This window comes from Enterocloster sp. OA13, assembly GCF_022440595.1.
In the GTDB taxonomy this organism is placed as follows: Bacteria; Bacillota; Clostridia; order Lachnospirales; family Lachnospiraceae; genus Enterocloster; species Enterocloster hominis.
The window spans coordinates 1740208-1766207 of sequence record NZ_JAKNTF010000001.1 but is presented as its reverse complement, the minus strand read 5'-3'; the positions used below and the strand labels follow the sequence as shown (position 1 = coordinate 1766207).

26 protein-coding genes, 1 tRNA gene and 1 riboswitch are annotated in these 26000 nt (G+C 48.5%); of the genes, 4 read left to right on the top strand and 23 right to left on the bottom strand.

Features of this window, described 5'->3' with window-relative positions; genetic code table 11:
* Window positions 1–143 precede the first annotated feature (143 nt).
* The gene (locus tag MCJ35_RS07780) at window positions 144–416 is read left to right on the top strand and encodes a GNAT family N-acetyltransferase (RefSeq protein ID WP_025482160.1); all 273 of its coding nucleotides are present in this window, start codon (window positions 144–146) and stop codon (window positions 414–416) included.
* A gap of 62 nt (window positions 417–478) precedes the next feature.
* Here MCJ35_RS07780 and MCJ35_RS07775 read toward each other — a convergent pair whose 3' ends face one another.
* The 6 genes from MCJ35_RS07775 to MCJ35_RS07750 are packed head-to-tail and all read right to left on the bottom strand — an operon-like array spanning window position 479 to window position 5491.
* Window positions 479–1552: a 5'-3' exonuclease gene (locus tag MCJ35_RS07775; RefSeq protein WP_025482161.1), complete on the bottom strand. Its 1074-nt coding sequence runs from the start codon at window positions 1550–1552 to the stop codon at window positions 479–481.
* 8 nt (window positions 1553–1560) lie between these two features.
* Entirely contained in the window at window positions 1561–2121 is a 561-nt protein-coding gene (locus tag MCJ35_RS07770) for an RNA 2'-phosphotransferase (protein ID WP_034575909.1), read from the bottom strand.
* Window positions 2122–2153: 32 nt separating this feature from the next.
* A complete protein-coding gene (locus MCJ35_RS07765) occupies window positions 2154–2639 on the bottom strand; it encodes a deoxycytidylate deaminase (RefSeq protein ID WP_120058218.1) in 486 nt (161 codons plus the stop codon).
* A 10-nt stretch (window positions 2640–2649) separates the two neighbouring features.
* Window positions 2650–3858: an RtcB family protein gene (locus MCJ35_RS07760; protein WP_488473314.1), complete on the bottom strand. Its 1209-nt coding sequence runs from the start codon at window positions 3856–3858 to the stop codon at window positions 2650–2652.
* 41 nt (window positions 3859–3899) lie between these two features.
* Window positions 3900–4967, bottom strand: a complete 1068-nt coding sequence (locus tag MCJ35_RS07755) for an MBL fold metallo-hydrolase (RefSeq protein WP_025482164.1) — start codon at window positions 4965–4967, stop codon at window positions 3900–3902.
* Window positions 4964–5491 carry an O-acetyl-ADP-ribose deacetylase gene (locus tag MCJ35_RS07750; RefSeq protein ID WP_008725113.1) on the bottom strand — a complete coding sequence of 176 codons (528 nt, stop codon included), beginning with the start codon at window positions 5489–5491 and terminating at the stop codon, window positions 4964–4966. Before MCJ35_RS07750 ends, MCJ35_RS07755 begins: the two co-directional genes overlap by 4 nt.
* A gap of 274 nt (window positions 5492–5765) precedes the next feature.
* Here MCJ35_RS07750 and MCJ35_RS07745 point away from each other — a divergent pair.
* Window positions 5766–5836 (top strand) — tRNA-Trp (locus MCJ35_RS07745).
* Between the two features lie 244 nt (window positions 5837–6080).
* Here the strand turns inward: MCJ35_RS07745 and MCJ35_RS07740 are convergent.
* The 15 genes from MCJ35_RS07740 to MCJ35_RS07665 all read right to left on the bottom strand — a co-directional run bounded on the left by MCJ35_RS07740 (window position 6081) and on the right by MCJ35_RS07665 (window position 23104).
* Window positions 6081–7625: a hypothetical protein gene (locus MCJ35_RS07740; protein WP_025482165.1), complete on the bottom strand. Its 1545-nt coding sequence runs from the start codon at window positions 7623–7625 to the stop codon at window positions 6081–6083.
* Window positions 7626–7636: 11 nt separating this feature from the next.
* A complete protein-coding gene (locus MCJ35_RS07735) occupies window positions 7637–8242 on the bottom strand; it encodes a hypothetical protein (protein WP_025482166.1) in 606 nt (201 codons plus the stop codon).
* Window positions 8243–8647: 405 nt separating this feature from the next.
* Window positions 8648–9379, bottom strand: a complete 732-nt coding sequence (locus MCJ35_RS07730; protein WP_025482167.1) for a Fic family protein — start codon at window positions 9377–9379, stop codon at window positions 8648–8650.
* 208 nt (window positions 9380–9587) lie between these two features.
* Window positions 9588–10982 carry a DUF1266 domain-containing protein gene (locus MCJ35_RS07725; RefSeq protein WP_025482168.1) on the bottom strand — a complete coding sequence of 465 codons (1395 nt, stop codon included), beginning with the start codon at window positions 10980–10982 and terminating at the stop codon, window positions 9588–9590.
* A gap of 611 nt (window positions 10983–11593) precedes the next feature.
* A complete protein-coding gene (locus MCJ35_RS07715) occupies window positions 11594–12508 on the bottom strand; it encodes a YitT family protein (RefSeq protein WP_025482169.1) in 915 nt (304 codons plus the stop codon).
* A gap of 76 nt (window positions 12509–12584) precedes the next feature.
* Window positions 12585–13067, bottom strand: a complete 483-nt coding sequence (locus tag MCJ35_RS07710) for a DUF3592 domain-containing protein (RefSeq protein WP_025482171.1) — start codon at window positions 13065–13067, stop codon at window positions 12585–12587.
* 41 nt (window positions 13068–13108) lie between these two features.
* A complete protein-coding gene (locus MCJ35_RS07705; protein ID WP_025482172.1) occupies window positions 13109–13453 on the bottom strand; it encodes a hypothetical protein in 345 nt (114 codons plus the stop codon).
* Window positions 13454–13805: 352 nt separating this feature from the next.
* Window positions 13806–15239, bottom strand: coding sequence for an NCS2 family permease (locus MCJ35_RS07700; RefSeq protein WP_420315211.1), 1434 nt, complete (start codon window positions 15237–15239; stop codon window positions 13806–13808).
* A gap of 142 nt (window positions 15240–15381) precedes the next feature.
* A riboswitch (purine riboswitch) is annotated at window positions 15382–15478 on the bottom strand.
* Between the two features lie 54 nt (window positions 15479–15532).
* The gene (locus MCJ35_RS07695) at window positions 15533–16318 is read right to left on the bottom strand and encodes an HD domain-containing protein (protein WP_025482174.1); all 786 of its coding nucleotides are present in this window, start codon (window positions 16316–16318) and stop codon (window positions 15533–15535) included.
* A gap of 15 nt (window positions 16319–16333) precedes the next feature.
* A complete protein-coding gene (radA, locus tag MCJ35_RS07690; RefSeq protein ID WP_008725062.1) occupies window positions 16334–17725 on the bottom strand; it encodes a DNA repair protein RadA in 1392 nt (463 codons plus the stop codon).
* A 116-nt stretch (window positions 17726–17841) separates the two neighbouring features.
* The gene (locus MCJ35_RS07685; protein ID WP_008725060.1) at window positions 17842–18258 is read right to left on the bottom strand and encodes a hypothetical protein; all 417 of its coding nucleotides are present in this window, start codon (window positions 18256–18258) and stop codon (window positions 17842–17844) included.
* An 87-nt stretch (window positions 18259–18345) separates the two neighbouring features.
* On the bottom strand, window positions 18346–20979 hold the full coding sequence (locus tag MCJ35_RS07680) for an ATP-dependent Clp protease ATP-binding subunit (RefSeq protein ID WP_025482175.1): 2634 nt from the start codon (window positions 20977–20979) through the stop codon (window positions 18346–18348).
* 25 nt (window positions 20980–21004) lie between these two features.
* Entirely contained in the window at window positions 21005–22045 is a 1041-nt protein-coding gene (locus MCJ35_RS07675; RefSeq protein ID WP_120058204.1) for an ATP--guanido phosphotransferase, read from the bottom strand.
* 4 nt (window positions 22046–22049) lie between these two features.
* The gene (locus tag MCJ35_RS07670) at window positions 22050–22655 is read right to left on the bottom strand and encodes a UvrB/UvrC motif-containing protein (RefSeq protein ID WP_034575912.1); all 606 of its coding nucleotides are present in this window, start codon (window positions 22653–22655) and stop codon (window positions 22050–22052) included.
* 38 nt (window positions 22656–22693) lie between these two features.
* Entirely contained in the window at window positions 22694–23104 is a 411-nt protein-coding gene (locus MCJ35_RS07665) for a GntR family transcriptional regulator (protein WP_008725053.1), read from the bottom strand.
* Between the two features lie 265 nt (window positions 23105–23369).
* Here MCJ35_RS07665 and MCJ35_RS07660 point away from each other — a divergent pair, with 265 nt between their 5' ends.
* On the top strand, window positions 23370–23561 hold the full coding sequence (locus tag MCJ35_RS07660; RefSeq protein WP_025482176.1) for a hypothetical protein: 192 nt from the start codon (window positions 23370–23372) through the stop codon (window positions 23559–23561).
* Window positions 23518–23739, top strand: coding sequence for a GNAT family N-acetyltransferase (locus tag MCJ35_RS07655; protein WP_025482178.1), 222 nt, complete (start codon window positions 23518–23520; stop codon window positions 23737–23739). Before MCJ35_RS07660 ends, MCJ35_RS07655 begins: the two co-directional genes overlap by 44 nt.
* Before the next feature lie 83 nt (window positions 23740–23822).
* Here the strand turns inward: MCJ35_RS07655 and mobB are convergent, their stop codons facing one another.
* The gene (mobB, locus tag MCJ35_RS07650) at window positions 23823–24926 is read right to left on the bottom strand and encodes a molybdopterin-guanine dinucleotide biosynthesis protein B (RefSeq protein WP_025482179.1); all 1104 of its coding nucleotides are present in this window, start codon (window positions 24924–24926) and stop codon (window positions 23823–23825) included.
* Window positions 24919–25977, bottom strand: coding sequence for a transglutaminase domain-containing protein (locus tag MCJ35_RS07645; RefSeq protein ID WP_240299433.1), 1059 nt, complete (start codon window positions 25975–25977; stop codon window positions 24919–24921). The genes mobB and MCJ35_RS07645 overlap by 8 nt, the downstream gene beginning before the upstream one ends.
* Window positions 25978–26000: the final 23 nt, after the last annotated feature.

Here is a 26000-nt window from a genome sequence, read left to right as displayed (position 1 = left end):
ATTGTCCGGGCTGGAAAACCGGGGGCCAGGGCCATCCGGACTGGAACTGCCAGGAATAGGATAATCCCCTTGCGGATATAGGCTGGAAATGATATAATCACACCAAAACGGCGTGATATGCGCCGGAAAACAGGAGGAATAAAATGGATTTTACGTATTACCCAAACCGGATTGCCCTGCTGGACGGCAGCGGCCAGGCCATTGCTGAAATCACATTCCCGGACCTAGATGGGAATACCGTTGATATTAACCATACATTTGTGGACGAATCCCTCAGGGGCCAGGGTATGGCCGGCAAACTGATGGAAGCTGCCGTGAACCAGATCCAGTCCCAGGGCAAGAAGGCTGTGCCCACATGCTCCTATGCCGTAAAATGGTTTGAAAAACATCCGGAATACAATAAACTGGTGAAATAGCCCCCCGGGCTGTTCCACCAGTTTTCTTTTTCTATTTCTGTCTTTCTATATTATTTTCCCTGTTATTTTCCAAAAACAGATTCTTCCTTTATATCCAGCTTCCTGCACCACGCCTTCAGCTTATCCTCATCATAGCCGGAAACATGGAAATCATCCAGGGACTCCTCGATTACGATATCTGTTTTAATGGTTGCCAGCCGCTTTGAAAGCAATGCCGCTGCTTCGCCGCAAAGTTCATCCTCTTCCCCTGTCTTTGTAAGGGCCTTATAGGGCGAACGGCTGATTCCCAGGCCAAATTTCCAGAAGTCCTGCAGCTCCTTTAAGGAGGCCTTATCCTTCTCAGCCTCGTGGATGGCGGCATAGATTTCCTCAATGGTGCCATATTCACCCAAAAGGATGGGGGCAGCGCTTGCCACGCCCTTTACACCCGGTATATTGTCAGAGGTATCTCCCTGGATTCCCTTTAAATCCGTTATCTGATGGGGCCATACCCCTTCCTCCGCCAGGACATGCTCCGCTGTAAACTCAAATGTCTTTTCCGGAAGGTTGACGCTTTTTTTGTCCATTCCATAAGGCGCGTAATATTTATCATACAGTTCGTCCGCCTTCTCCTGCCTGGACTGCACCATCCAGGCCCTTACATTATGCCCATCATCTACAAGCTGCAGATAGTCATGGTCCTTGGTCATCACAACCATGGGAATCTGGTCCCGGAACTTCATCACCAGGCTGCCTGCGTAATCATCCGCCTCATACCGGCTGCTGTAAAGCACCCTGAACCCTGCATCCTCCAGGATCTGCTCCAGCAGCACGAACTGCTGCTTCAGAGGTTTTGGGGTTTCCGACCTGGTTCCCTTGTAATCCGGGTACAGTTCCCTGCGGAACGTGTCCCTGGTCTTGTCGAACACGAAGGCCACATGATCCGGCTGCTGCTTCTTGAGCAGGGACACCACCGCCTTTAACACGCCAAATATCCCATTGGTATAGGTGCCATCCGCTGCGTGCAGTATCTTATCATAATGCTTCTGCTTTTCCTCATCTGTTTTGGCAAACATGATTTCCCTGGGCAGGACAGCATAATAACAGGTGGACAGCAGTGATGAGCCGTCCACAATCACAAACTTATTCTCTGACATATGAATTCCTAACCTTCCTTTGCAATACTTAAATACTCCGGCTTAACATACCCGGTCAGCCATACACCGTTTTCAGACAGATAAAAAACCGCGCCGTCCCGTGCCATCCGTCCGGCGTCCACCTCCAGCACCATTGGCTGTCCGTGACGGCTTCCCACCTTAACTGCCGTGCTGTAATCCTTTGACAGATGTACGTACAGACGGCTCATGGGCTTTAATCCCTGGCCCTTGATACTGTCCATAAAACGGCTGGCCGTCCCGTGATACAGCTTTTCCGGAGGAACCACCTGCTTCAGTTCCACATCCACCGGTATGCTGTGCCCCTGGTTTGCGCGAATCAGGGTCTTATCCTCATTAAAGCTGTACCGTCCCTTTTCATCCGTGCGCACAATCTCCTCCAGCATTTCCATGTCAAGCCTCCGTCCCGAGGCATTGACGCCTGCAATCAGTTCCTGTGTATACGCCCATCCGTGACCGTCCAGGGAAATCCCTGCCGCATCCGGGTCGTGGCGGAGTACCAGACTCAGGAATACGCTTAACTTATCCTGTTTACTTTTACCCATTTCCATCTCTCCCGTCAATGATTCTTCCAAATATACCCTTAGTCATTATGCCAGACAAGCTGGTCCGAAGGCACCGACACATATTCGTCCGCCTTCTCCCCCACCCGCATGATTACATTGCGTATGCCTGCCTGGATGATCATCCTGGCGCATACCGGACATGGCTTTGCCCTGTGGACCGTGTTATCGGCAGGGTTTACGCCTGCCAGATACAGGTCTGCCCCCATGGTCTGCTCCCTTGAACAGTTTAACAGTGCGTTCTGTTCCGCATGGATGGCCCTGCACATGCCATAGCCCTCCCCCTGGTGCAGTCCAAGCTTAATCCTTGGACAGGAGCCGATGTCGCAGCAATTGTCATAGCCCCTGGGGGAACCATTGTATCCGGTTGAGACCACCACATCGTCCTTGACAATCACTGCACCGTATTTGCGTTTGATGCAGGTGCTTCTGTAAGCAAATGTCTCAGCCACGTTCAGATATGTGTCGATTTTGGATATCCTCTGTATCCCGTCCGGTTTAACCATGAATCTCCCCTCATGTCCCTGCTTTAAAATTATAAATAGGTTTTATCACTTTTTCTATATCAGCCGTGTCCCCGATATTGTCCACAATATCCTTCATGCCTTTGTATGCCATGGGACATTCATCCAGTGTCTCCATGCTGACCGATGTCGTGTAGATTCCCTTCATCTGCTCTTCAAACTCAGATACGGAAAATGAATTCTTTGCCTGGGTACGGCTCATAAGCCTCCCCGCCCCATGGGGAGCGGACTGATTCCAGTCATCATTGCCCTTTCCGATGCAGATCAGGCTTCCATCCCTCATGTTAATGGGGATTATCAGCCTTTCGCCTTTCCTTGCGGACACAGCGCCTTTCCTGAGTATCATGTGTTCCGTATCAATATAATTATGGATGGTCGTAAACTGACTGACCACATGCAGCCCCATCCCACTGACCAGTTCATCCATCATGGCCTGCCGGTTATAAACCGCAAATTCCTGCACCAGCTTCATATCATGGATATACTGCTCAAACAGAGGTCCCTCCACATAGGCCAGCTGCCTGGGAACCTCCGTGCGTACCCCGGTCTTTAATTCCTTCAATGCCTTCTGGATTTCCTTCTCCCTGCCCTGGGCCTTAAGTTCCATGATCAGCTTCTGCTGGTCCTCCCGGGAACTGCCGTTTAAGGCCCGGTATCCCTCGTCCTGATAATGCCCCGCAACCTCCAGTCCCAGGTGCCTGCTTCCGGAATGCACCACCAGATAGATATGTCCCTCCTCATCCTGGTCAGCTTCGATAAAATGATTCCCGCCTCCCAGTGTCCCCAGGCTTTTTCCTGCACGGTCCAGGTTAATGTTTTTTGCACAGGCCAGTTCATCCAGCCTGCACCGGTCATAATATCTGTGTGTCTGTGTCCTTATGTTAAAACCGGACGGGATCCTGTCATAGATAAACCGGTCCAGCTTCTGAAGGTCAATACGCCGCTCCTCCAGCCGTACCACTTCCATGCCGCAGCCGATGTCAACCCCCACCAGGTTGGGCACTGCCTTGTCCTTGATTGTCATGGTGGTGCCAATGGTGCATCCTGCCCCTGCATGGATATCCGGCATCAGACGTATCCTGCTTCCGGCCGCAAATTCCTGATCAAGTAAAAGCATGACCTGTTCAACCGATGTGTCATCCACCACATCCGTGAAGATTTTTGCCTCGTTGTATCTGCCTTTCAGTTCAATCACCGCTATCCTCCTTAAACCCTGCCTGATTGGGCGTATTCCATATCAGGTCAGAATGCCCATGGATGCCCCTTTGGCAGGCAGTCATCGCAAAGCAGCTCACCATCCACCACCGCGCCGTTGGTCAGTTCCCTGACCGGGTCCGGTTTCTCCCTGTCCGTTGTCCATGCATTACATTTATGGCACCGTCCACAGTTCATGGTTCCGGGATCCAGCAAAAGCTCCTGGGTGGAATACCACTCCGCGGTATGGACATCATCTATGGCAATATCCTGGTCTGGAAGCGCCTTCCAGACCATCTTCCTCAATTCCTCTTTATCATGATTCGTGGAAACTTCCCTGTCTTCTACCTCCACCAGATACGCTACCTTGTATAGCAGTGTTTCGGTGGCATCCGGTTTCTCCTGCTGGCCATGGCCCTCATCTCCTGCCATGACCAGGCCCAGATAATCCAGCAGTTCTTTCTTGGTCAGTGGCCCTGCATGGCTTAATATGCAGTACCTGCAGTCCATGCGTTCGATGGTCCGTACCAATGTCTTAAGCCTTCCCTTATCCATATAGCCGTCATTGTAAAAATCCCCGCAGGTGGAATCCCCCAGGAACAGCACCTTTTCTTCAGGAACATAAACCAGCACCGTGTCCTCTGAATGCGGGGAAACCGCATGGAAAATATCAGCTGTCAGGCCACCCAGTTTAAGTGTCATTTTATCAGTAAACGCGATATCCGACGGGATTGCCACAATCTCCCTGCCGTCCGCATATTCCTGTTTCAGGCACGGGTCCTCTTCCTTAAGCGCGTCCGCATAAGCGCTGTCCGCCAGCCTTATCCGCTCCTGCTTAAGCATTTCATTGGTTTTCACATGGGCGGCTGATAAACCGTGGATATGATGCATCCCAAACGTATGGTCCCAATGCCAGTGGGTAATGACCGTCATATCAGGCAGCTTCAAACCCGCTGCTTCCAGCGCCCCATAGAATCCATCCACATGGGCAGCCGAATTGCCGGCGTCTATGGCAAGGCTTATGCGGGAGCCATTAATATATGCCAGCATGGGGCGGTCTGTCTCCGGCTGGTGGGGATAATAGAAAATCCTATCGGTTAATTGTTCCAGTTTCATCTGCCAAACTCCCTGCTGACTACAGAATCATATATCAGCTTCGTCCTGGTGTCAAATAGCACCCATGTAATCTCATCCAAAGCCCCGTCATGCTCCAATAGGAACTGCTTAACCGCAGCCGCGGCGCTTTCTGCGGCCAGCTCCACCGGAAAATGATAAATTCCCGTTGAAATAGAAGGAAATGCTATCTTTTTAATACCCTTCTTTACTGCAATATCAAGTGAATTCTGATAACAGGAGGCCAGAAGCCCTGCTTCATTGTGCGTTCCCCCATTCCATACCGGACCAACCGTATGGATGATATAGGTGCAGGGCAGGCCATACCCCTTTGTAAGCTTGGCCTGCCCGGTCTTACATCCCCCAAGAAGCCGGCATTCCGCCAAAAGCTCCTTGCCTGCTGCCCGGTGAATGGCGCCATCCACTCCCCCGCCTCCGAGTAAGGAGGAATTAGCCGCATTGACAATGGCATCCATCCCCTGTATCTTTGTTATATCGCCTAGCACTGTCTGTATCTTTGTTTTCATTAATATCAACCCCCTAATGATGGTTCAGGTTACATTCTGATTGGAACTATCTATTTTGCCCTCATAATATTATATCAAAACAATTTCTAATATCATAGCATAATCTTAAGCAAAACAATAGCGGCACTATAAAAGTTGTAAAAAAACGGAAATTTTTGTAATAGAGACTTGTAATAGAGGGATTTGTAATAGAAACGGAATAAATCAAAAAAAGTGGTTGACACTTTTCAAATCATATGGTATCCTTATTGAGGTTCAGAAATGCAGCCGACAAAGGGGAATAGTTCAATGGTAGAGCAGCGGTCTCCAAAACCGTAGATGGGGGTTCGAGCCCCTCTTCCCCTGCTGACTATTTTAACGAATAGCCCAACCCGAATGAGGTCAGAAGTCCTTTATCTTAAAGGTTTTCTGGCTTTTATTTTGTTTATTTCGGGGAGGGCTGAATGGTTGGATTTTTAGGTTTTTGAATACGGCAGCCGATAGTTATCTGTAAATTGTAAAACTTAAAACCATGCATAAAAGTGCCCTTATCATAGAACCATTAAATATTGCTTACTTTATCATCGCCACTTTATTAAGGGACTATAATTTATAAAATATATCCAATTTTATTTACAGATACAACGCCTCTCCGTAAAACTTTGATTTTAATAGTATCATATTTTGCACGTTTGATATTGACTGTAGGTATAGAAATACGCTCAACATCTGTCTGTTTTATATCTACTACACTTAAAGTCATCACATCAACACCAAGTGATTCACTAATCCCATCTGGAAGCTGATAATCTTGATCCACTAATCCCCAAAAAGAAAATCCAGTATCTGCGCAAAATGATAGGATTGTCTTTTCGCTTGCATTAATAGTAACAGAGGCAACTATACTTCCAACAAAGCTTCCAATCATATATCCTAGCACCGGTAATTCCGCAAGCAAAGTTTGTCCGATAGTTCCCCCTGCCAAGGAGACTGATGATATAATCAACTCTTTTGTCAGATATAACTCCATTTCCCTTGAACTCATACGTCCACAAGCTACCATACAACTGTTTTTCATCGTATCCAAAACAATCATTGTAACTGCACCAATGGCCCCTGGAGAGATATTTATAAGCTGTTCTCCTAACTTTCCCGCATGACATGCTATTGTAATCGACGCTGATATTGCTCCTCTTAAAAATCCTTCTGCGCTAGCAGTAATGGATTTCATACCAGTCCTCTTTAAATCTTCTGTATTTATTTCCCCATTTTTAATCAGGTAATCTATTGCTTTAAACAGTTCGGGGCCAATTTGCATTACTAGGGATATGACCGCAGAAGTATAGCCTGCTTTTAGTGCCTGTTGCAAAATATACTCTGTTGTAATAAGATCTTTTAAGGAAAATCCAAAGTCCTCCGGTTTGAATTCACCTATTTTACATAAAGCTGCAATAGCTTCAGCCTCTTCTTTTGTAAGCGGAGTGGAAGTCACTCCATCGTTATCCCTAATACGGTCTGATAACATTTTTAATGTTTCTTGATAATTAGCTAAAACTGCCGCCCGATTTGGTCCTTCCTTTGATGCCTCCTTTGCTATTTGACGTTCCAGAAATTTAATGGCTTCATCTAATTGATCACTCGGTATTATCCTTTCCTGGCCACGATATACAGACTGCAAAAGTTCAGACATATCCGCTGAATACCCATACTTTTCTATGTATTCTTCTAAAGATAATGGATTGTCTGATTTACACTTATTTAAGTATTCATTATATGCCTGAATTACATTTTTAGATTGATTGATAACACTGTCTTTACCTGTAGCATAATATTTCAGGCTGTATGCCATATCAAAATTAGTAGAAATATCAACTGAAGCTTGAGCATTACTGTTTTCTATAAATGCTTTATTCGAGGAGCCTTTTAATGCAGCATCTATATTAAAAGTATCTGCATGCCAAATCTCAGCAATAAATCCTTTTAACTGAGCTACATCTTGCAAATTCCCTATTTTCGAATTCATATCTTGGGCAAGCTGCTGTATAGCTGAATCCACCCTGCTTACGTACTGTAATCCCATTTGGCCTGCCCAATGTGAACTTTGGGATTTTACTACAAAGTCCCATCCATCTTTCATCTCATAAGATGACGACATAGAAAAACCTCTTATCCTTTCATAAAAGCATCTAAATGATTAAGATACAATTCTGATATTCCTAATAAAAATTGCTGTTTACGAACTAATGCTTTGTCATCAAAAACACCTTTGATATGTCTTCCTGCAAGAACTGGCCAAATAAATGGCAAGGTGAGGGTACCACCAAGCTTTAATATTGTTTTTTTATTTTTACTGACTTTTTTATCAGATGCTGCAATCGATATATTTGTTTTATTTCTTAAATCATTGATGAATATATCATACTCTTCCTTCTTCTTTAATGATTTTGAATCTACTGTAATCACTGCCTGACTCCCTGACCACCCATATACAATTCCATACTTATTATATTTAATATCAATGATAGGTATTAAATTTTCCACTCCTTTTACATTTCCAATAAACAAAATCTTAGAGCATATATTACCTGCCTTTTTGTTATCCAACCATATCTTTTCGTTCCAAGCAATAAGAGCAATACTGTCATCCTCAGTCCCAACTATACCCTCACCTTCGATATCATCTTTCCCTTCAATCAATTTGCGTAACAGATTTAAAGCAAGTTCATCTTTATCCTTATATACAACAATTAAGTTCGCGCGATTTCCATCCATATCCATATCCCCTTAGTGATTTTTCCTTACATAAAACGCTCTTGTTTTAAAATCGATTCTATATCCTTCTTATAACATATTATTTGTGAATCAAGGTCACACCGATTAATTCCATAAAAATAGTCAAAATACCCCGGACCTGGAATACCACTATCTTTATTGATTACAATTGCAGACACATAAGGGAAATCATTATGCTTGTAAATGCTTGACAAATTCCCCAAAAACGAGTCTATATTCCTTGGTGTCAGACCATATCCAACTCGATTTGCCAGTTCTCCATAAGTTATTTGCGGAGAATATGGATTGTTACTTTCTTCATTTTAGAACCTCTTAAATCTCTATTTTCTGACATTCAATGAACATAAACCAATACATATCCCAAATTCATTCCATACACCTCAGTCAAATAAAATATCCTGCCTTCTGGTAGAAAAACTCCTGCTCTTTCTCAAACAATCTTACCATCTTATCCAGTGTATTATCCTCCCTAAATTCCTTTAATGCTTCCAGATATTCATTCCGATTACTGTCCTCAATCACCACCGGAACAATTCCGTTCCTCAAGCACTCTCTAAACAGCACCAAACGCCCCGTCCTACCATTTCCATCCTGAAAAGGGTGAATGCTTTCATATCGTGCATGAAACTCCGCTAAAACGCTTATAGAAACTTTCTGGCTACCATACCATTCAAGCAGTTTCGTCATCTCCGCTTCGACCTGATCCGGTCTGGCAGTCTGATACATTCCAATCATGTTAGGACGCTGTTTATAATCTCCTATTGCATATCCGTTAGCCCGATCCTCGAATACTCCGCTCTTCAGCTCATAGTGAAACGCCTTGATAAGTTTCTGGGTCAATGGCTCATCCAACGTATCCAACATCTTATTGAACATCAGGAAATGTCCGTTCATTTCCTCTACATCTTTTGCCCGATAATAATCATCTGACTTTGGCAGTGTACCATTATCAAACAAAGAAGCCGTCTGTTCTTCTGTAAGGGTGCTTCCCTCAATTTTATTTGAATTATAAGCCAGGAGCCGTTGCGTGTAGCCATAGACACCTGACCTATCAAACTTCTTTCGCTCTATTTGAAATCTCTCTTGTAGAAATCGGATAAATTCTTTTGATTCCATGGTTTTACCTGCCTTTTAATAATTTTACATTATGTACCTAAAAATATTTTATCTGCCTTTTTATACAAGAAAATAACTTTGATGAAGGAACATACACTTCTAATCATTTTATAAGACGAATCCAATTTCCCTAAAGAAGTATGGGCATGGTACTGCCCGGATCAACAAACATTATACCATGAACCGGCCCATTCTCCCAATCAACCATCTACCAGTTCTTCTCCAGCGTCATATTCCAGTCCAGGCTGAACGGATTGAAAGCGCTTGTCTTCAACTGTTCATAGATACTCCTGCGCTCAGAAGCATCGGTTCCTGACCAGGACGCGTACCCTGCCAGGTAACTTTCCACAAAATCATCCCAGGAGGTGAATTTTGTCTGTATGATTTTAGCGGTCTCAAGTGATTTATCCAAGGTTTCCTCAATGGTATAGTATCCTGCGATATAATAAAATCCCAGATTGGACATGGCGCGGCTGTAGTCCCAGGCTGAACCGGTGGCGTTTCCGCTCGCAATCAGCCGCTCCAGCACCTGGTCTGCGGAACTCCTGTCCGTAACCCCCCAGCTTTCGGCCTGCCCCTGGCGAATCTTATCAGAATACCACTGATCCGTACTGCTCCCATCATTATAGTAGCCATCAACTTTGGTAGCACCGCCTACGGCACGAATATTTCCCGTATTGCTCTTTGTCAGAATCGCGTATGTTGCATTAAACCACTGAACGGTGTCGTTATTGTTATAAGGATTGGTTTTCTCATTAAGCATCTGCTGGCGCTCATTAATACCAGGATCGTTTGCCAGCCGCTCTTTCCTCTTCTCTGCCTCCACATCCACTGGGGTTAACGTACCATCCTTCTGTACAAGGTAACGCACTCCGTTTTCATCTGTTGCACTGCCTGACGTAGTCATGGCTCCTGTCACATCAAATTTATATTTTGCCCCATTGATTTCCCTGACACAGCTTTTAAGCATATTGCCATTTTCATCAAAATAATACCAAAAACCGCTGTCCTGATGCCAGGAATTAACAAGTTTCTGCCCTCCGGAGTAATAGCACCAGATTTTTCCTTCCTGCGCCCACCCTTCTTTTACACCATCTGACGACTGAGTGGATTGTCCCAGTTCTTTTGCCGTAACCGGATCCCATTTTCCCTCTTCGTTATAGGCATGCCCATCGGCATCAAATTTATAGGGTACACCGTTACGGCTGGTCTTGACATTATTTCCCCCATTACGGCTCGTACGTATCTCTCCATCCTTAAATGCACAATAAAGATGTCCATCATATACAAAATAACTGGTGCGCATATCGCCTCTGTTTGTAAAATAACGCCTTTTTCCTTCCAACGTCTGCATGCCGGTAACCGCATAGCCATTTTCATCAAAATAGTTCCAGAACCCTCTATCGTTTAACAACCAATGGTTTACATAGGTCTGACCGTCACTGCCTGTGAATCTCCAACCCTTTTCGTCCTGGGTCCATACTCCGCTTTCCCGTTCATTGCCCTGGTCTTCCGGCTTGGTACAGCGATATGCAGCAAATACCTGCATCTGCAGAGAAAAAGTCAACAGTATCATTACCACATAAAACCCTAACCTCTTCATAAGAAATCCCCCTCCTATGTAATTACCTTACTCTGTCTTATTATACTATTTTTACAATTCAAAAGCCATCAGATTTTCATTCCATGGCCTACATCATAACCTATCCCTGTTTATCGCAGACGTTGTATGGATATCATTCGGCATATCATATCCTCCCCTGATAGATTTGTAATTTTTCCTCTTCTTCTCTTATGACATTTTAGTGTCATGCTTATATCTATCTCTCAATAACATCTACCTTACTGTGTCAAACTCATTGACAGCCGGTATAATGCACTTAACCTCATTTTCTAATTATAAGCATAATAAAAGCAACCGTTTAATGTATCTTCTCCGATTGCTTTTGCTAACTTCCCATTAATCTCTTTATGCCTTGGAACCTCTTCTCCTTCAGTTCCACGTACATATACATCATGATTGTTTCCATGACGCTCAAAGACAAAATCGGCCCTCTTCAAACTTATTCATCAAATCCCGTTGCTTCATTAAATCATACCTCCTTACGTCTTTATCATACACACCAGTTACACAATCGCCAATGCCATTCTATACACACTGATTGCGCAACAACATGTATTCCATGCCCGGACATGTTTATTTTACCAGCCCCTTTACTCAAATGGCTGTATATAAAAATTCCCCACCACGTCACTGGAATTGATGACGTTCACGAACGTATCCGGATACTGCTCACGGATACGTTTTTTCATTTTCCTCACATCACCATCCGAAAGCACGGTATATATCAGATATTTCTTATGGGCCGTATAAGAGCCAAAGCCTTTCAGTATGGTACTGCTGTGGTTGGTAAGTTCCAGCAGGTCCGCTGAGACAGCGGCCGGATTGTCCGTGACAATCATCAGGGTCTTTTTCTTATATTTCTTATAGAACGTATTGATGACCTGTGTGTTGCAGAACTGGAAAATAATGGAATACAATGCTTTATCCATTCCAAATATGGCGCCCGAAATCAGGATGATGACAGCGCTGAACAAAAGCATGTAGTTAAATGTGGATACCTTATACTTAGCGGAAAGGGACATGGCTATGAAGTCCGTTCCTCCGCCGCTGGCATTGCTGTTCAGGACAAGGCTCATCCCCAGGCCATTGATGATTCCGCCGAAAACCGAAATCAGCAGGATGTCCCCTGTAATCGGGATGACAGGCAGTTCATCCACCAGGATGGATACCGTAAACAGGCTGACGCAGGAAAGGATGGTGAACTTCTTTCCTACCAGGCGGTAAGCGAACACGGCAGGCACTGCATTGAACACCACGTTGAGCAGGGTAAATGAAATCCTGGTATCATAATAAGTCAGACCCACTCTCTGTATCAGCTTGGCAAGTCCTGAGAAACCTCCCGGCACCAGTTTTCCCTGTTCCACAAAGGTATTCATATTGACTGCCACGATAAAGCTTCCCAGCAGGATGCAGACAATTGAAGCTGCATTCCTCCACCTTTTGTTTTTTTCCAACTTCTCCAGATTTTTCTGGTATAACCCGGAAACCGTCCCATGTTCTTCCATCTATATACCTCCTGCTGCTTAATTAATCCGCTGCCCGTCATTCCCGGATATAATGCCCGGATACGATTTCCAGTCATCATTTCCAAACGTACATAAAATAATAGATGATTCCAATAACCGCGGCCGCAAAACCGGCCATGATTAAATCCGCATATATTATATTCCTGTCTTCACTTGGACAATAGAATTCCGTGACATCATGGGGGTTATAATAAATTTCCGCCTCTTCCCCACGGTTCCTTCCCCCGGACAATGTAAGGGGATTCCTGGCGTCAATGCCTAAATACCTGGTTCCGTCCACACTGTATGTATAAACGGCATGACTGGTAATCACAAAAGATGGGCCGTACATATAATTCCCCCACCCGTGTTTGGATAGTTTAAATCCGTTAAAGTAACATCCGCGGTCCACATATTCCAGTGTGCCGGATGTCTTCCCGGTACACCTCGACTTTAACCTCTTCCCGGATTCTTTCTGTCCATGGAGCAGGAACAGGGCCATTCCTGCCAACAGCAGGATCAGCACCATAAGAAAAGCACCGTTACCCAGTCCAGACAATTTCATCGCCTCCAATCATCCGGTTCCTTTTCCGCATTCTTTTATACATCAGGAACCGTTATCTGCAGTTCTTCCAGATACCTTCCCAGCATCCTATAGAATTCATCCAATGCCTCCGGCCCGTCACCGGATCCATTTTCCAGCACAATCCCCCACCAGGAAAAACGGTTCGTATGCTCCATGCCATAACAGTCCAGCAGCCAGATGCGGAAATTTTCCAGGAAGTCATCCTCTTCCTGATGTATGGCATTTAAGGTGCAGCACAACCGGTATCCATCTATGTAGTTTCCAAGGGAGGAAAGGGTTAAAGGATACAGAAACATCCCCGGACGTTTCTTAACCGTATAAAATGCCTTTAACAGCTCCTGAGTCGATATATATGTCATCCTGCACTCCCCCTGCATTTAAAACCGTTACTGCCAATCCGGCGCACGGTCCAGTATCTGTACGGAATTTTCTATATGCCATAATAACACAGAAATGCATAAAAATATAGTGATGAATATCCATATTCCGGATATCCACCACTATATCCCATTCATTTATACCCTTTAATTCATCCTGTTTAATTCATCTAGGTCAATCCATCTCGGTCAATTCATCCTGGTCAATCTATCCCGGTCAATTCATCCTGGTCAATCCATCCCGGTCAATCTATCCCGGTCAATTCATCCTGGTCAATCCATCCCGGTCAATCTATCCCGGTCAATTCATCCTGGTCAATCCATCCCGGTCAATCTATCCCAATGTCATAAATGCATATCTTACGATAAACACAGCCGAAATCATCAAGGTCAGCGCCTTGACGTCCTGCTTCCTGCCTGTGGTAAGCTTCATCAGGCAGTATGTGATCAGGCCGAATGCAACCCCGTTTGCAATGGAGTAGGTAAAGGGCATGAACACGATGGTACAGAAAGCCGGAAGCGCATTGCTCATGTCGCCAAAGTCCACGTCCCTGATATTACCCAGCATCAGGATACCTACAAAAATCAGGGCCGGGGCTGTTGCCGCCGCCGGGATGATGCTGACCACCGGAACAAAGATAATAGCTGCCAGGAACATGACTGCCGTGACAAGGCTTGTAAGCCCGGTCCTTCCGCCTGCAGCGATTCCTGCGCTGGATTCCACCACGGTCGTGACGGTGGAGGTTCCGACCATTGCGCCTGCTGCCGTGGATATCGCGTCTGACATCAGCGCCTGCTTCATGTTGATGACTTCCCCGTTTTCGTCAATCATGCCTGACTGTTTGGCGGCCCCAAGAAGGGTGCCGATGGAATCAAACATATTGACCAGGGAGAAGCTGATTACCAGCATGGTGACCGTGAATAAGGTCTCGATGAAGTTCCCCCCTGCAAATAACCCTGCAAAGTCCATTTTCATAAAGGATACTTCCGCAAAATCCCTGAATTTTACCCCAATGTTCATATCCAGATTGGAAATGTGGGTGATGCCCAGGGGAATCCCAATCAGGGTGGCTGCCACGATGCCCAGCAGGATGGAACCTTTTACTTTCCTTGCATGCAGTATCCCCATGGTGACAAGGCCTAACAGTGCCACCAGCGCCCCGTTGATCAGGGCCATGTCCGCGCCGTCCGCCTTCCACTGTGAGAAGTCCACAAGACTGACAAGGGTGGCCGGATTGGCAATGACAATGCCTGCGTTCTTAAGTCCTATGATGGTGATAAACAATCCGATACCCGGCGTGATAGCTGTCTTCACCGCATCCGGTATGGACCGGATGATTGCCTCCCTGAGTCCGATGGCAGTGATGACAATAAAGAAAATACCTGATATGAACACGACTACCAGGGCCTGGCCATATGTATAGCCCATCCCCAGCACCACCGTGTAGGCAAAAAATGCATTCAGGCCCATGCCCGGCGCCTGGGCAAAGGGAACCTTGGCATACAATGCGCAGAGGGCTGTTCCCACAAATGCCCCGATACATGTTCCGATAAATACGCCGTTTGCAATTTTGCCCGCCATTATGGTATCGCCCATAATCATGTACGGGTCAGATAAAACCTGAGGGTTTAAAATTAATATGTAGGCAATGGTTATGAATGTGGTGATTCCTGCGAGTACCTCCGTCCGGATGGTTGAGTGATTCCGGGATACTCCAAAATAGCGGTCTATCAATCCTTTTTTCTGATCCAATGCTATGTCCTCCATGTTTTGTTTTAATCTGTATGATGTCATCAGATTTCTAGGGCTGTGATTCATGTAGCTGGACCTTACAGGCTTTCTGTCACCACTCCTTTCCGCCAACCGTTTTCTGGCACCAAAAAAAGAGCCAACTACATCAGGGCATTGTCCTAACGTACCCCATCCATGTAGTCAACTCTTTACGGCAGTTGGTAGAAACTCTGAGCCAATTCTCAGGATATACATAGTGAATAGCACCAATATTGAATACAAAAATAATTATATACCCTAAAAGTTTTTTAGTCTATTGGCTTTTTTTCTCAATATTTTCCATCCGTTTTTGTGCAATATGCACACAACCATTCCCTGGCCATGTCCAGCAATAATTCCGGCTCATTGGATACGGCGCCGGAAGATACTGCCTCCCATAGCCGCTGCAGCATTTCCCCCACCTGCCTTCCCTGTGGGCAGCCCATCCGGATCAGGTCATGACCCGTGACTGCCAGATCTTTTATCCTGAAACAGTTTTCCGTTGCAAGTATTTCATCTAATACAGCTTCAACCCGGTCTGTCCTTGCATTGTCCGCCTCAAGATATTCAGGATTCTGTCCCGCCGCATCACACCGGAATACCTCTAAAAGCCGGTAAAACTGTTCTTTTCCCAGCCGGTTCAGCCAGGTCCTCACGCTTTTATGCTTCCCATGCAGGTCCAGGTCATGATATTTTACAAGCTCCACCACCTTTTCCCTTGTATCGTGATCAAAGCCCAGACGGTCCATTATCCTGCCTGTCATTCCCGCGGATACGGCCCCGTGTCCATAGAAATGTCCGGTACCGCGTTCATCTTCCGTATAGCACTGGGGCTTCCCGATATCATGGAATAAAACAGCCAGGCGGACAATTGCATCATCACCTGCAGAGGACAGCGCCTTCATGGTATGCCGCCACACATCATACACGTGATGGATGTTATTCTGTTCAAATCCAACCATGGCTTTCAACTCCGGAACCATGGCAAAAAGAAACTCCTGGGCCTGGGAATCATCTGGCAGTCCTTTATCCAGGACAGCCTTTGTAAATGCCGCACAGCCGTTTTCCGCCTCCATGGCCCATCCTCCTTCCTACAAAACGTTAATGGCCTCCCTGACATTGGAAACCCCTATGAGTTTCAGGCCTTCCACCGGCTTCATCTTATCCATGCAGACCTTTGGCAGCATGCAGGAGGTAAAGCCCAGTTTGGCGGCTTCATTCACCCGCTGGTCGGCCTGGGACACGGCCCGGACCTCGCCTGAAAGCCCTACCTCGCCGAATATGATCATCCGCGGGTCCACGGGCCGGTCCTTGTAGCTGGAGATAAGGGCCATGACAATGGCCAGGTCCAGGGCGGGTTCATTCATCTTCATGCCGCCTGCAATGTTCACATAAGCATCCAGGCGGGACATCTCATAGTGGCAGCGTTTTTCAAGAACAGCCATAAGCAGGTTCACACGGTTATAGTCCGTTCCGGCTGCCGTACGCCGGGCCATGCCGAAGCTGGTCTCGGCAACCAGGGCCTGGACCTCCAAAAGGATGGGCCTTGTCCCCTCCAATGAGCAGGACACCACTGCGCCTGACGCTTCCTCCGGGCGCCCGTCCAGCATGTATTCCGAGGGGTTTTCAACCTCCGCCAGCCCCTCCTCCTGCATCTCGAACACACCGATTTCATTGGTGGACCCAAAGCGGTTCTTGACGCTGCGCAGGATGCGGTAGGAGGCATTCCTGTCCCCTTCAAAGTACAGTACCGTGTCCACCATGTGTTCCAATACCCGGGGGCCTGCAACCACGCCTTCTTTTGTCACATGGCCCACCACAAAGATGGCAATGCCCCGGCTTTTGGCTATCTGCATCAGTATGGCGGTGGACTCCCTTACCTGGCTTACGCTTCCCGGTGCAGAGGATATCTCTTCCCGGTACATGGTCTGGATGGAGTCTATGACGGCAATCTGAGGCATTTCCGTCTCAATGGCATGCTCAATCCGGTCTAAGCTGGTCTCACACAGAAAACGCAGCTCCCCTGTCACCGGGCCAATCCGGTTGGCCCTCATCTTAATCTGCTTCAGGGATTCCTCGCCTGATATGTACAGCACCTTCCGGCCTGCCCCGGCCAGATGCCTGCACACCTGAAGCAGCAGGGTGGATTTGCCGATGCCGGGGTCGCCTCCCACCAGCACCAGGGAACCGGATACGATCCCGTCCCCCAATACACGGTCCAGCTCCCCAAAACCAGTGGATATCCTGTCCTGTTCCTCAATATTAATCTCCGACAGCAGCGCGGGCTTTACATGACCTGCACCGCTTCCTGACTGGCTTATAAGGCTGCTCCGGCCTTTTGTTCCCGAACTGCCCGAAGATGGGGCCAGCGGTTCCTCCACCATGGTATTCCAGGATCTGCAGCCCGGGCACTGCCCCATCCACTTTGATGATTCATAACCGCATTCCTTACAGAAAAATGCAGTTGTCTTTGCTTTTGCCATCTCTTCCTCCTGTCCGCATGTTCACGGAGGCATGTTCCAGACACACCCCGGTTCACAGAAAAAGGCCGGAATTGCTTCCGGCCCTTTAACTTACATTCCTGACTTACTTTCCCAACTTACACCCGCCTGATAGCCTTCACCTGAACGGAAATACCTTCCTCCAGTTCAACACTCACGCTGAGTTTGCCGCTCATATTGGTCATCATGTTTCCAACCGCTGAGTCATTCACATAAATATCGTAATCCGTATCGTTCTCCAGCTGCACCGTAATCTGCGCATCCTTGCTGCCTTCCACAGTGAATTCCACGCCTTCATCCGTAACCCTGAAGTGCTCTGCCGCGGTTCCCGGAACAGATTCATATACAAACATGTCATTGCGCTCCAGCTTGGTAATCTCGTTGTAGGTCTTGACCTTATACATGTCTCCCTGATATTCAAAATCGGACTTCTTTGCCTTCTGCCCTAACTTGTAATTGCCAAAACTAATGGTGCCATCCTGCTCCGTGCAGATTAATTCTTCAATGACCGGCATCTTCTTATCCTCCTGCTAATTGTGCTTAAGTAACTTCCTCATAAAAATTATACATCAATCCATCCCAAATGACCAGTGAAATAATTCTTAAATTGATTTCCCCGCAGAGGCCTTGCCTGAACCGGACTTGGCCGGACCTGGCCTGGCACCGGTCTTGGCGCCTGACCCGGTGTCTCCCTTTGTACCAGTCTTTGTGCCGGTCTTGACGCCGGTCTTACTGCCCGCAGTCCTGGCGCCTGTCTCCTTGCTCCCCGCTGCCTTACGTCTGGGAGCTGCTTTTGACCTGGCTTTAAAAGTCAGCTTCTCACCGTCGAAATCCACGGTCACCGTGTCTCCGGCCTTGATGCTGCCGTCCAGCATTTCCTCTGCCATCTTATCCTCTACCAGGTTCTGGATGGTACGTCTTAAGGGCCTTGCCCCATATTTGTCGTCGTACCCCTTGTCAATCAGGTACTCCCTTGCCCCATCCGTTACAGCCAGCTGGATCCCCAGCTGTTCCTTGCTGCGCTTCCCGATGGTCCTCAGCATGATGTCAGCAATTCCGCGGATATGCTCCTTGGTCAGCTGGTGGAACACGATGATTTCATCAATCCTGTTGAGGAACTCCGGCTTAAAGAGGCGTTTCACCTCATCCATCACCCGGTCCTTCATGAAATTGTAATCTGCCTTGGCATCGCTTGTCATGCCGAATCCAAGACGCTTGGGGGATATGATGTTTTCCGCTCCCGCATTGCTTGTCATGATGATGATGGTATTCTTAAAGTCAATCTTACGGCCCTGGGCATCCGTGATATGACCGTCGTCCAGCACCTGGAGCAGGATATTGAATACGTCCGGATGGGCCTTCTCTATCTCATCAAAAAGAATCACTGAATAGGGGTTGCGCCTGACCTTCTCGCTGAGCTGTCCGCCTTCGTCGTAGCCCACATATCCTGGCGGTGATCCAATCATTTTGGACACGCTGTGCTTCTCCATATATTCCGACATATCAACACGTATCAGTGCATTCTCGGTGCCGAACATGGCCTCGGACAATGCCTTTGAAAGCTCTGTCTTGCCCACGCCCGTTGGTCCTAAGAACAGGAAGGAGCCAATGGGGCGGCCCGGGTCCTTAAGTCCTACCCGTCCTCTTCGGATGGCCTTGGAAATCGCGGTCACCGCTTCTTCCTGGCCCACCACGCGCTCGTGGAGGATGCCTTCCAGGTTCATCAGGCGCTCGGACTCCTCCTCCGCCAGCTTCCTCACCGGAATCTTGGTCCAGCCTGATACCACATCCGCAATCTCGTTCTCACTTACAACCAGTTTCCTGGTTTCCTTTTCCTTCTGCCACTTTTCCATGGTCTGGGCAATCTTTTCCCTGAGTTTTTCCTGCTTTTTCTTAATCTCCCCCGCCTTTTCGTAGGCTTCTTTCTTGATGGCCTCTTCCTTGCCCTCCTCCAGGGCGTCAATCTCCGCCTCATAATCCTTAATCTTGGCAGGTTTTGTATAATTCATCAGCCTTACCCTGGATGAAGCCTCGTCAATCAGGTCAATGGCCTTATCCGGCAGGAACCTGTCATTGATATAGCGGCTGCTAAGTTTCACTGCCGCCGCCAGGGCATCGTCCGTGATTTCCACCTTGTGGTGTTCTTCATAGCGGCTGCGCAGGCCCTTAAGGATTGCCTCGGATTCCTCTTCCGTGGGCTCATCCACCGTCACCGGCTGGAAACGCCGCTCCAGGGCGGAATCCTTCTCAATATACTTGCGGTACTCATTGATGGTGGTGGCGCCGATCAGCTGCAACTCGCCCCTGGCCAGGGAAGGCTTCAGGATATTGGAGGCATCCAGGGCGCCCTCTGCTCCGCCCGCGCCGATGATGGTGTGGATTTCATCGATGAACAAAAGCACATCCCCTGACTCGATGACCTCGGAAATCACCTTCTTTATCCGCTCCTCAAACTCGCCCCTGTACTTGGAGCCAGCCACCATGCCGGATAAATCCAGCGTCATGACCCTCTTGTCCGCAATGGTATCCGGCACATTGCCTGCCGTAATCATCTGGGCCAGGCCTTCCACAACAGCGGTTTTGCCCACCCCTGGTTCACCGATAAGGCATGGGTTATTCTTGGTGCGTCGGCTCAGGATCTGGATGACCCTCTGAATCTCCTGTTCACGGCCGATGACAGGATCCAGCCTGCCCTCTGCCGCCAGCTGGGTCAGGTTGCGGCTGTAGCTGTCCAGGGTAGGGGTTGCATTGCCCTTCCTTGCGCCCTTGGCGCCAATCTCGTCCTTTACCGCAGGCGCATCCTCGCCCATGGCTGCCAGCAGGTCGATGTACAGCTTCTGTATGCTGACCCCGATGGTATTCAGCAGCCGGCTTGCCACACAGTCGCCTTCCCGCAGGATGGCAATCAGTATGTGCTCGGTTCCTATCTGCGCCGCCTTAAAGCGCACTGCTTCCCTGTAACTGTTCTCTATGACCCGGCGCGCCCTTGGGGTATAGGTGGTCTGCCCCGTGGTCTGGATGGTGGGGTTGGGCGCAATCAGCTGGCTTACCAGCTGGGTCACCCGGTCCTCCTCCACCCCGTTGTCATCCAGTACCTTTGCCGCAACGCCGGTGCCTTCCTGCAGAAGTCCAATCAGCAGATGCTCGGTTCCCACATATCCATGGTTCAGGCCCTCTGCCACTTCCACTGCAAGGCCCAGCGCTTCCTGGGCCTGTGGTGTATATCGTTCCATCATATATTCCGTGTCCTCCTTACAAGTATTACTTATCTGCTATCTCAGGTAAATTCTGTCTCACATAGGCTGCCCTTACCGCATCCATCTCATCCTTATCCAAAGGCCGTTTGGCCCAGAGATTTAAATTGGCAGGCTTGATTCCGATAATCAGGCTGTAAAGGGAGCATTTTTTATCCAGCTTCATAAGGCCGTCCTCCTCCCCTGCCATGAGCTGGGAAATGAAGATGCGCGCATCCTTTTCCGATATTTTCCTGGCATACTTAAGTACGCCGTAGGACTTATAAACCTCGTCCTCCCGCTCCAGCCTCTGGGTATTGAGGGTAGCATTCCTCACCCTCATCTCCTGGTTGTTAAGCTGGGCCGCCGCCTTGGTCACCAGCTCCACAATCTCCCGCTCCGACTGTCCCAGGGTCCTCTGGTTGGAGATTTCATAGAGGCTGCCATAATTATCGCCGCCCTCCCCATACAGTCCGCGGATTGCAGTCCCAAAACGGCTCATGTCGCCCACGATGCTCTGGAACTTCCTGACCTGGGACAGGGTCGGGAGGTGAAGCACCACACATGCCCTTAGCCCGGTTCCCACATTGGTTGGGAATGAAGTAAGGTAGCCGTACTTCTCGTCAAAGGCATAGGAAAAGCGCTCATTCATATAGTCATCCATCACATCTGCCCTGTGCCACAGTTCATCCAGCTTAAGGCCCGATGCCAGGAACTGCATCCTGATATGGTCGTCTCCGCCCAGCACGATGCTGCTGCCCTCGTCCTCTGACAGGAACAGACCGGCCGGTTCCTTCTTATTCACAGCGGACAGGTTCAGTATCCTGCGCTCCCTAAGCGCCAGCTTCTCCAGATCCTGCATCTCGTCCAGCTGTCCGTAACGGTATTCCATTCCGTCCAGGCTGCCTATGTCCTTAAGCCCATCCCTCATGCGTTCCAGCATTTCCCCGCACTGTTCCCTGGTCATCCTGGAAGGAAATGTATACTCATCCCAGTTGCGCGCCAGGCGGATGCGGCTGTAAACAATGTTGGAACTTTTGTTGTCCACGCTGTCATACCATCTGCTCATGGATTCACGCCTCCTTCTTCAGTTCCCGGATCTGGTCCCGGCACTGTGCAGCCAGTTCATATTCTTCCCGCTCAATCGCTTCCTTTAACCTGCCCTCCAGTTCCCGGATCTGCTTATTCACGGCGGCAGGGCGGGTATTCTCCACCGGCCTGGCATCCGAGGCGTCCGGCGCATCCTGGCCATCCTCTTCTTTTGCCGCGGACACATCAGGATGTTCCTTTTCAAACGTGCTCCTGAACTTGGGGTGCTTACCCTTATGGCTCTCGCTTCCCTGAAGCTGCTTCATCTTGTCATTGATGAACAGGTCAAACACGCCATAGCAGTCAGGACAGCCGAACCGGCTGTTCTCCACAAAATCGTCAAAGCTGGTGCCGCAGGTAGGGCACACCACCTTGCCGCGCACATCTGTCTCCTCCTCATCGTCCTCCAGTCCCAGAAGGCCGGACAGGAGTTTACCCAGAGGAAATTCACCGTCCAGAATGGCGGCGTACTGACCAAAATCCATCTCCCTTGCACAGTGGGAGCAGAGGTTGTGTTCTGTCTTAATCCCATTAATGATCTCTGTGTATTTGATATTGGCTTCCCGGATCTTGCATCTTTCACATAACATACGAATCCTCCATTAGTCATTCAGGGCGTAAAAACGTCCTAATTTTCATCTGCCTCATCTTCTTCCGTATCCATACACCCCCTGGTGTATTTATCGTAAATCTCATCAACCACCTGGTGAACCTCATTCCTGGTAACATTCTTGCAGATACCCCAGGCAAGCACCACATCCAGGTTCCGGCGCAGTTCGCCCATGGACTGGATCTTATCAATATCCAAACTCACCACGGCTCCCTTACGGCGGTCCAGCTTCACAAACCCCTCCTGCTTCAGCACGGAATAGGCCTTATTAACTGTATGCATGTTGATGCCGATATAATCAGCCATCTGGCGCACAGAAGGAAGTGTATCCCCCTCCCGTATCATATCCGTGGCAATCCCCATGATAATCTGGTTGCGCAGCTGTATATAGATTGCTTCATCACTGTTGAAATCAATCTTTAACACCATAAATCCACCATCTTTCGTCTTATGCTGACATAAAAGTTATATTTGTTCTACAAGCAATATAACAATTGCTGTTATTATTAATATAGCAAGGGATGGGCGTTTCGTCAAGCAGAAAAAGGATGGAAAATCCCCTCTCCCCCGGAGGGGTATTGCCAGGGCATGGATTTATCTGCTATACTCAGATTATACGTATCGTGAACCGTACAATGATACGGAATTCCATATAATCCCATATATTTCAAAACAATGAATCGGGGAAAGGGAAATGATGAAGGACTTTATGATGATGGATTTTACGATAAGAGAGGCCAGGATGGATGATGCTCCTTCCATCCATGAATTGAACCGGGACGGGATGGGATATGAATATGACTACGTGATGACACTGGATAAATTAAGGCTGCTCCTTGGCAGTGATAAAAAATATCATGGGAATCGCGGTCGCGGATTCATATAGGAAGCGCGGCGTTGGAAAAGCCCTGCTGGAAGGAATCGAAACATGGGCAAGGGAGTCGGGTGCCCACGGTGTCCGGCTGGTTTCAGGCGCGGCACGGACCCAGGCCCATGAGTTCTATAATCGCTGCGGATATGGCGGGGGCCGGCAGCAGGTTAATTTTAAGAAAATGCTGCATTAATAACTACATCAATAACTGCCTTAACTAAGATGCCGCCTTAACCGGACAGGAAGCCATGCATACAGTTTCCTGTCCGGGTTCATTTACAGGCTTCCGTCCATATGCCCTATGACCAGTTCCGCCACCTCATCCATCTGGTCAAAGGTGAATACCCTCCTGGGTTCCCGGGCACCCTCCTGGTCCACCTGGCAGTCCGCCACATAGGCCAGCACGGTCTGGGGCCGGCACACGGGGCTGCATGAGGTTTCCTGTCTCAGCACTTCGATTTTGGGGTAGGAAGAATACTTCTGCCCTTCCAATAAAATCAGATCCGCTTCAGGAAAAAATCCAAAGAAATCCCCTGCCTCCATTCCCGCCTGGCTCTTGACCAGGGCATACTGGCTGCCGGAATAGACCACGGTCCCAAAGGCCCCTGCTTTTTTCATCCGGTGGCTGTCCGTGCCCGGCACGTCTGCCTCAAACTCATGGCCGTCATGCTTAATCACAGCCACGCGCACACCCGACCGGGAAAGCATGGACACCAGATGTTCCAGAAGCCATGTCTTTCCTGTATTCTTACTTCCGCTGACAGCCAGGACGGACGGCGTTATCTGCTTGAGCTTTCCATATATTTCAGGCGTGTTCACATTCATGAACCACTGGTCCGGGATATGCTCCTTTGATGTTTCCACCACCACGCACTCCAGATGGTCCAGTAACCCCATCATCCTGTAGTCCTGCTGTTCCATGAGCTGTCTGAGGACCGGCACACAGGACCTGGAATAAAGACCGCACATGGGCTGGATACGCCCCTGCCTGGTCCTCCACAGGACCACGTCAACCCCCGGCTTCATATATCCCAAAAGCCGCTCCGCCATCACGGACCGGAACATCGGCATGTCACAGGACACAAAGAACAGGCAGTCTTCCCCTGTCCTTTCAAAACAGGACCAGATTCCTCCCATGGGACCGATCCATTCCCCATCCTTCCCCTTCACCGTGTCCTCAATCACAGTAAAACCATGATGGGCCTCCCCTGCCTTATAGGCGGCCCTGGAAAGGTAACAGGTACCCCCGAGCATGCCAAGCTGCCCGCTGATTGCTTCCAGGAATGTCTCCCCTCTATATGACAGCCCGCTTTTATCCTCATTTCCCATCCTGCGGCCCTTGCCGCCTGACAGGATTACGCTTCCCCAGCTTTTATCCATCACTGCCCTCCCCTTTCGTTAACGCTCCATGGTCCAGTTCGCCTTCATTGGCTTCTTCCCTGCATATATTATCCTGTATCTGGTGTTCCAGTACCGCTATTTCCATCACTGCCTGAAGATAATTCACGGACAGCCGGATGTATTTCCCCTTCTCCTTTGCAGCCTCAGAGGCAATCCCTGCAATCTGCTCCAGGACAGCGCGGTTAAGGGCGCCTCCCCGCCAGTGAAACACGAAATATGGCTGTTTCTTCCTCAGCACAGCCTTCATGCGTCCGGCCACGTCCTCCATCTTAGTGAGGGACAGCCGGTTTTCTTTATAATAAAAATGCGTCCCGTCCGTGCACTGTGGTATCTGGTAAACCAGCGGCTCATGGTCCCGGAACATCATCCTGTCATCCAGATTATAATAATCAAACCGCTTCTGTCCGTACCTTCCAAGGGAATTGTCAAAGGTGGCATCCAGGTGGTACCATGTATTCTTAAGCTTTACCACGTTCCAGGCATGGCGGTAGCGCACACCCTTTTCAGGATTGGCCTGGCTGATGGCGATGATGCACTCAAGCCCCAGACGGTCACAGAGTATCTTCACCGTCTTTGCAATCCCTTCGCAGACCCCGACTCCCTGCTGGAGCGGGCCAATGATTTCATGGGAATACTGTTTCTTCAGCTTATCATACGTGACATTGGTGCAGATGAAATCATGGATATACTGTTCCTTTTCTTCCAGTGAAAGGTTCCTTGCCGGCTGGATCAGACGGTTCATCCTGGCCTCCAGGGCTTGTTTCATTTCCTTAATCTTTTTCTTCTCAAACATATACTGGGGTATGAGCTGGACATAATCCGAATGTTCCGCATAGCGGTAACGGAACCCCTCCACATAGAACACAGACGGATGGTCCAGGCGGAGCCTGAAGAACAGCTCCGACAAATCCCTTCCATCCAGCCGCAGCACCGGGAATTCCGGCGATATCATCTCAAATCCATCCAGCATGGCGCGGTATACGGACTGCTCCGCCTTATCCATATGCTGGTAATAATATTCCTGTTTCATATTTTATCCTGATACTTCCTGTA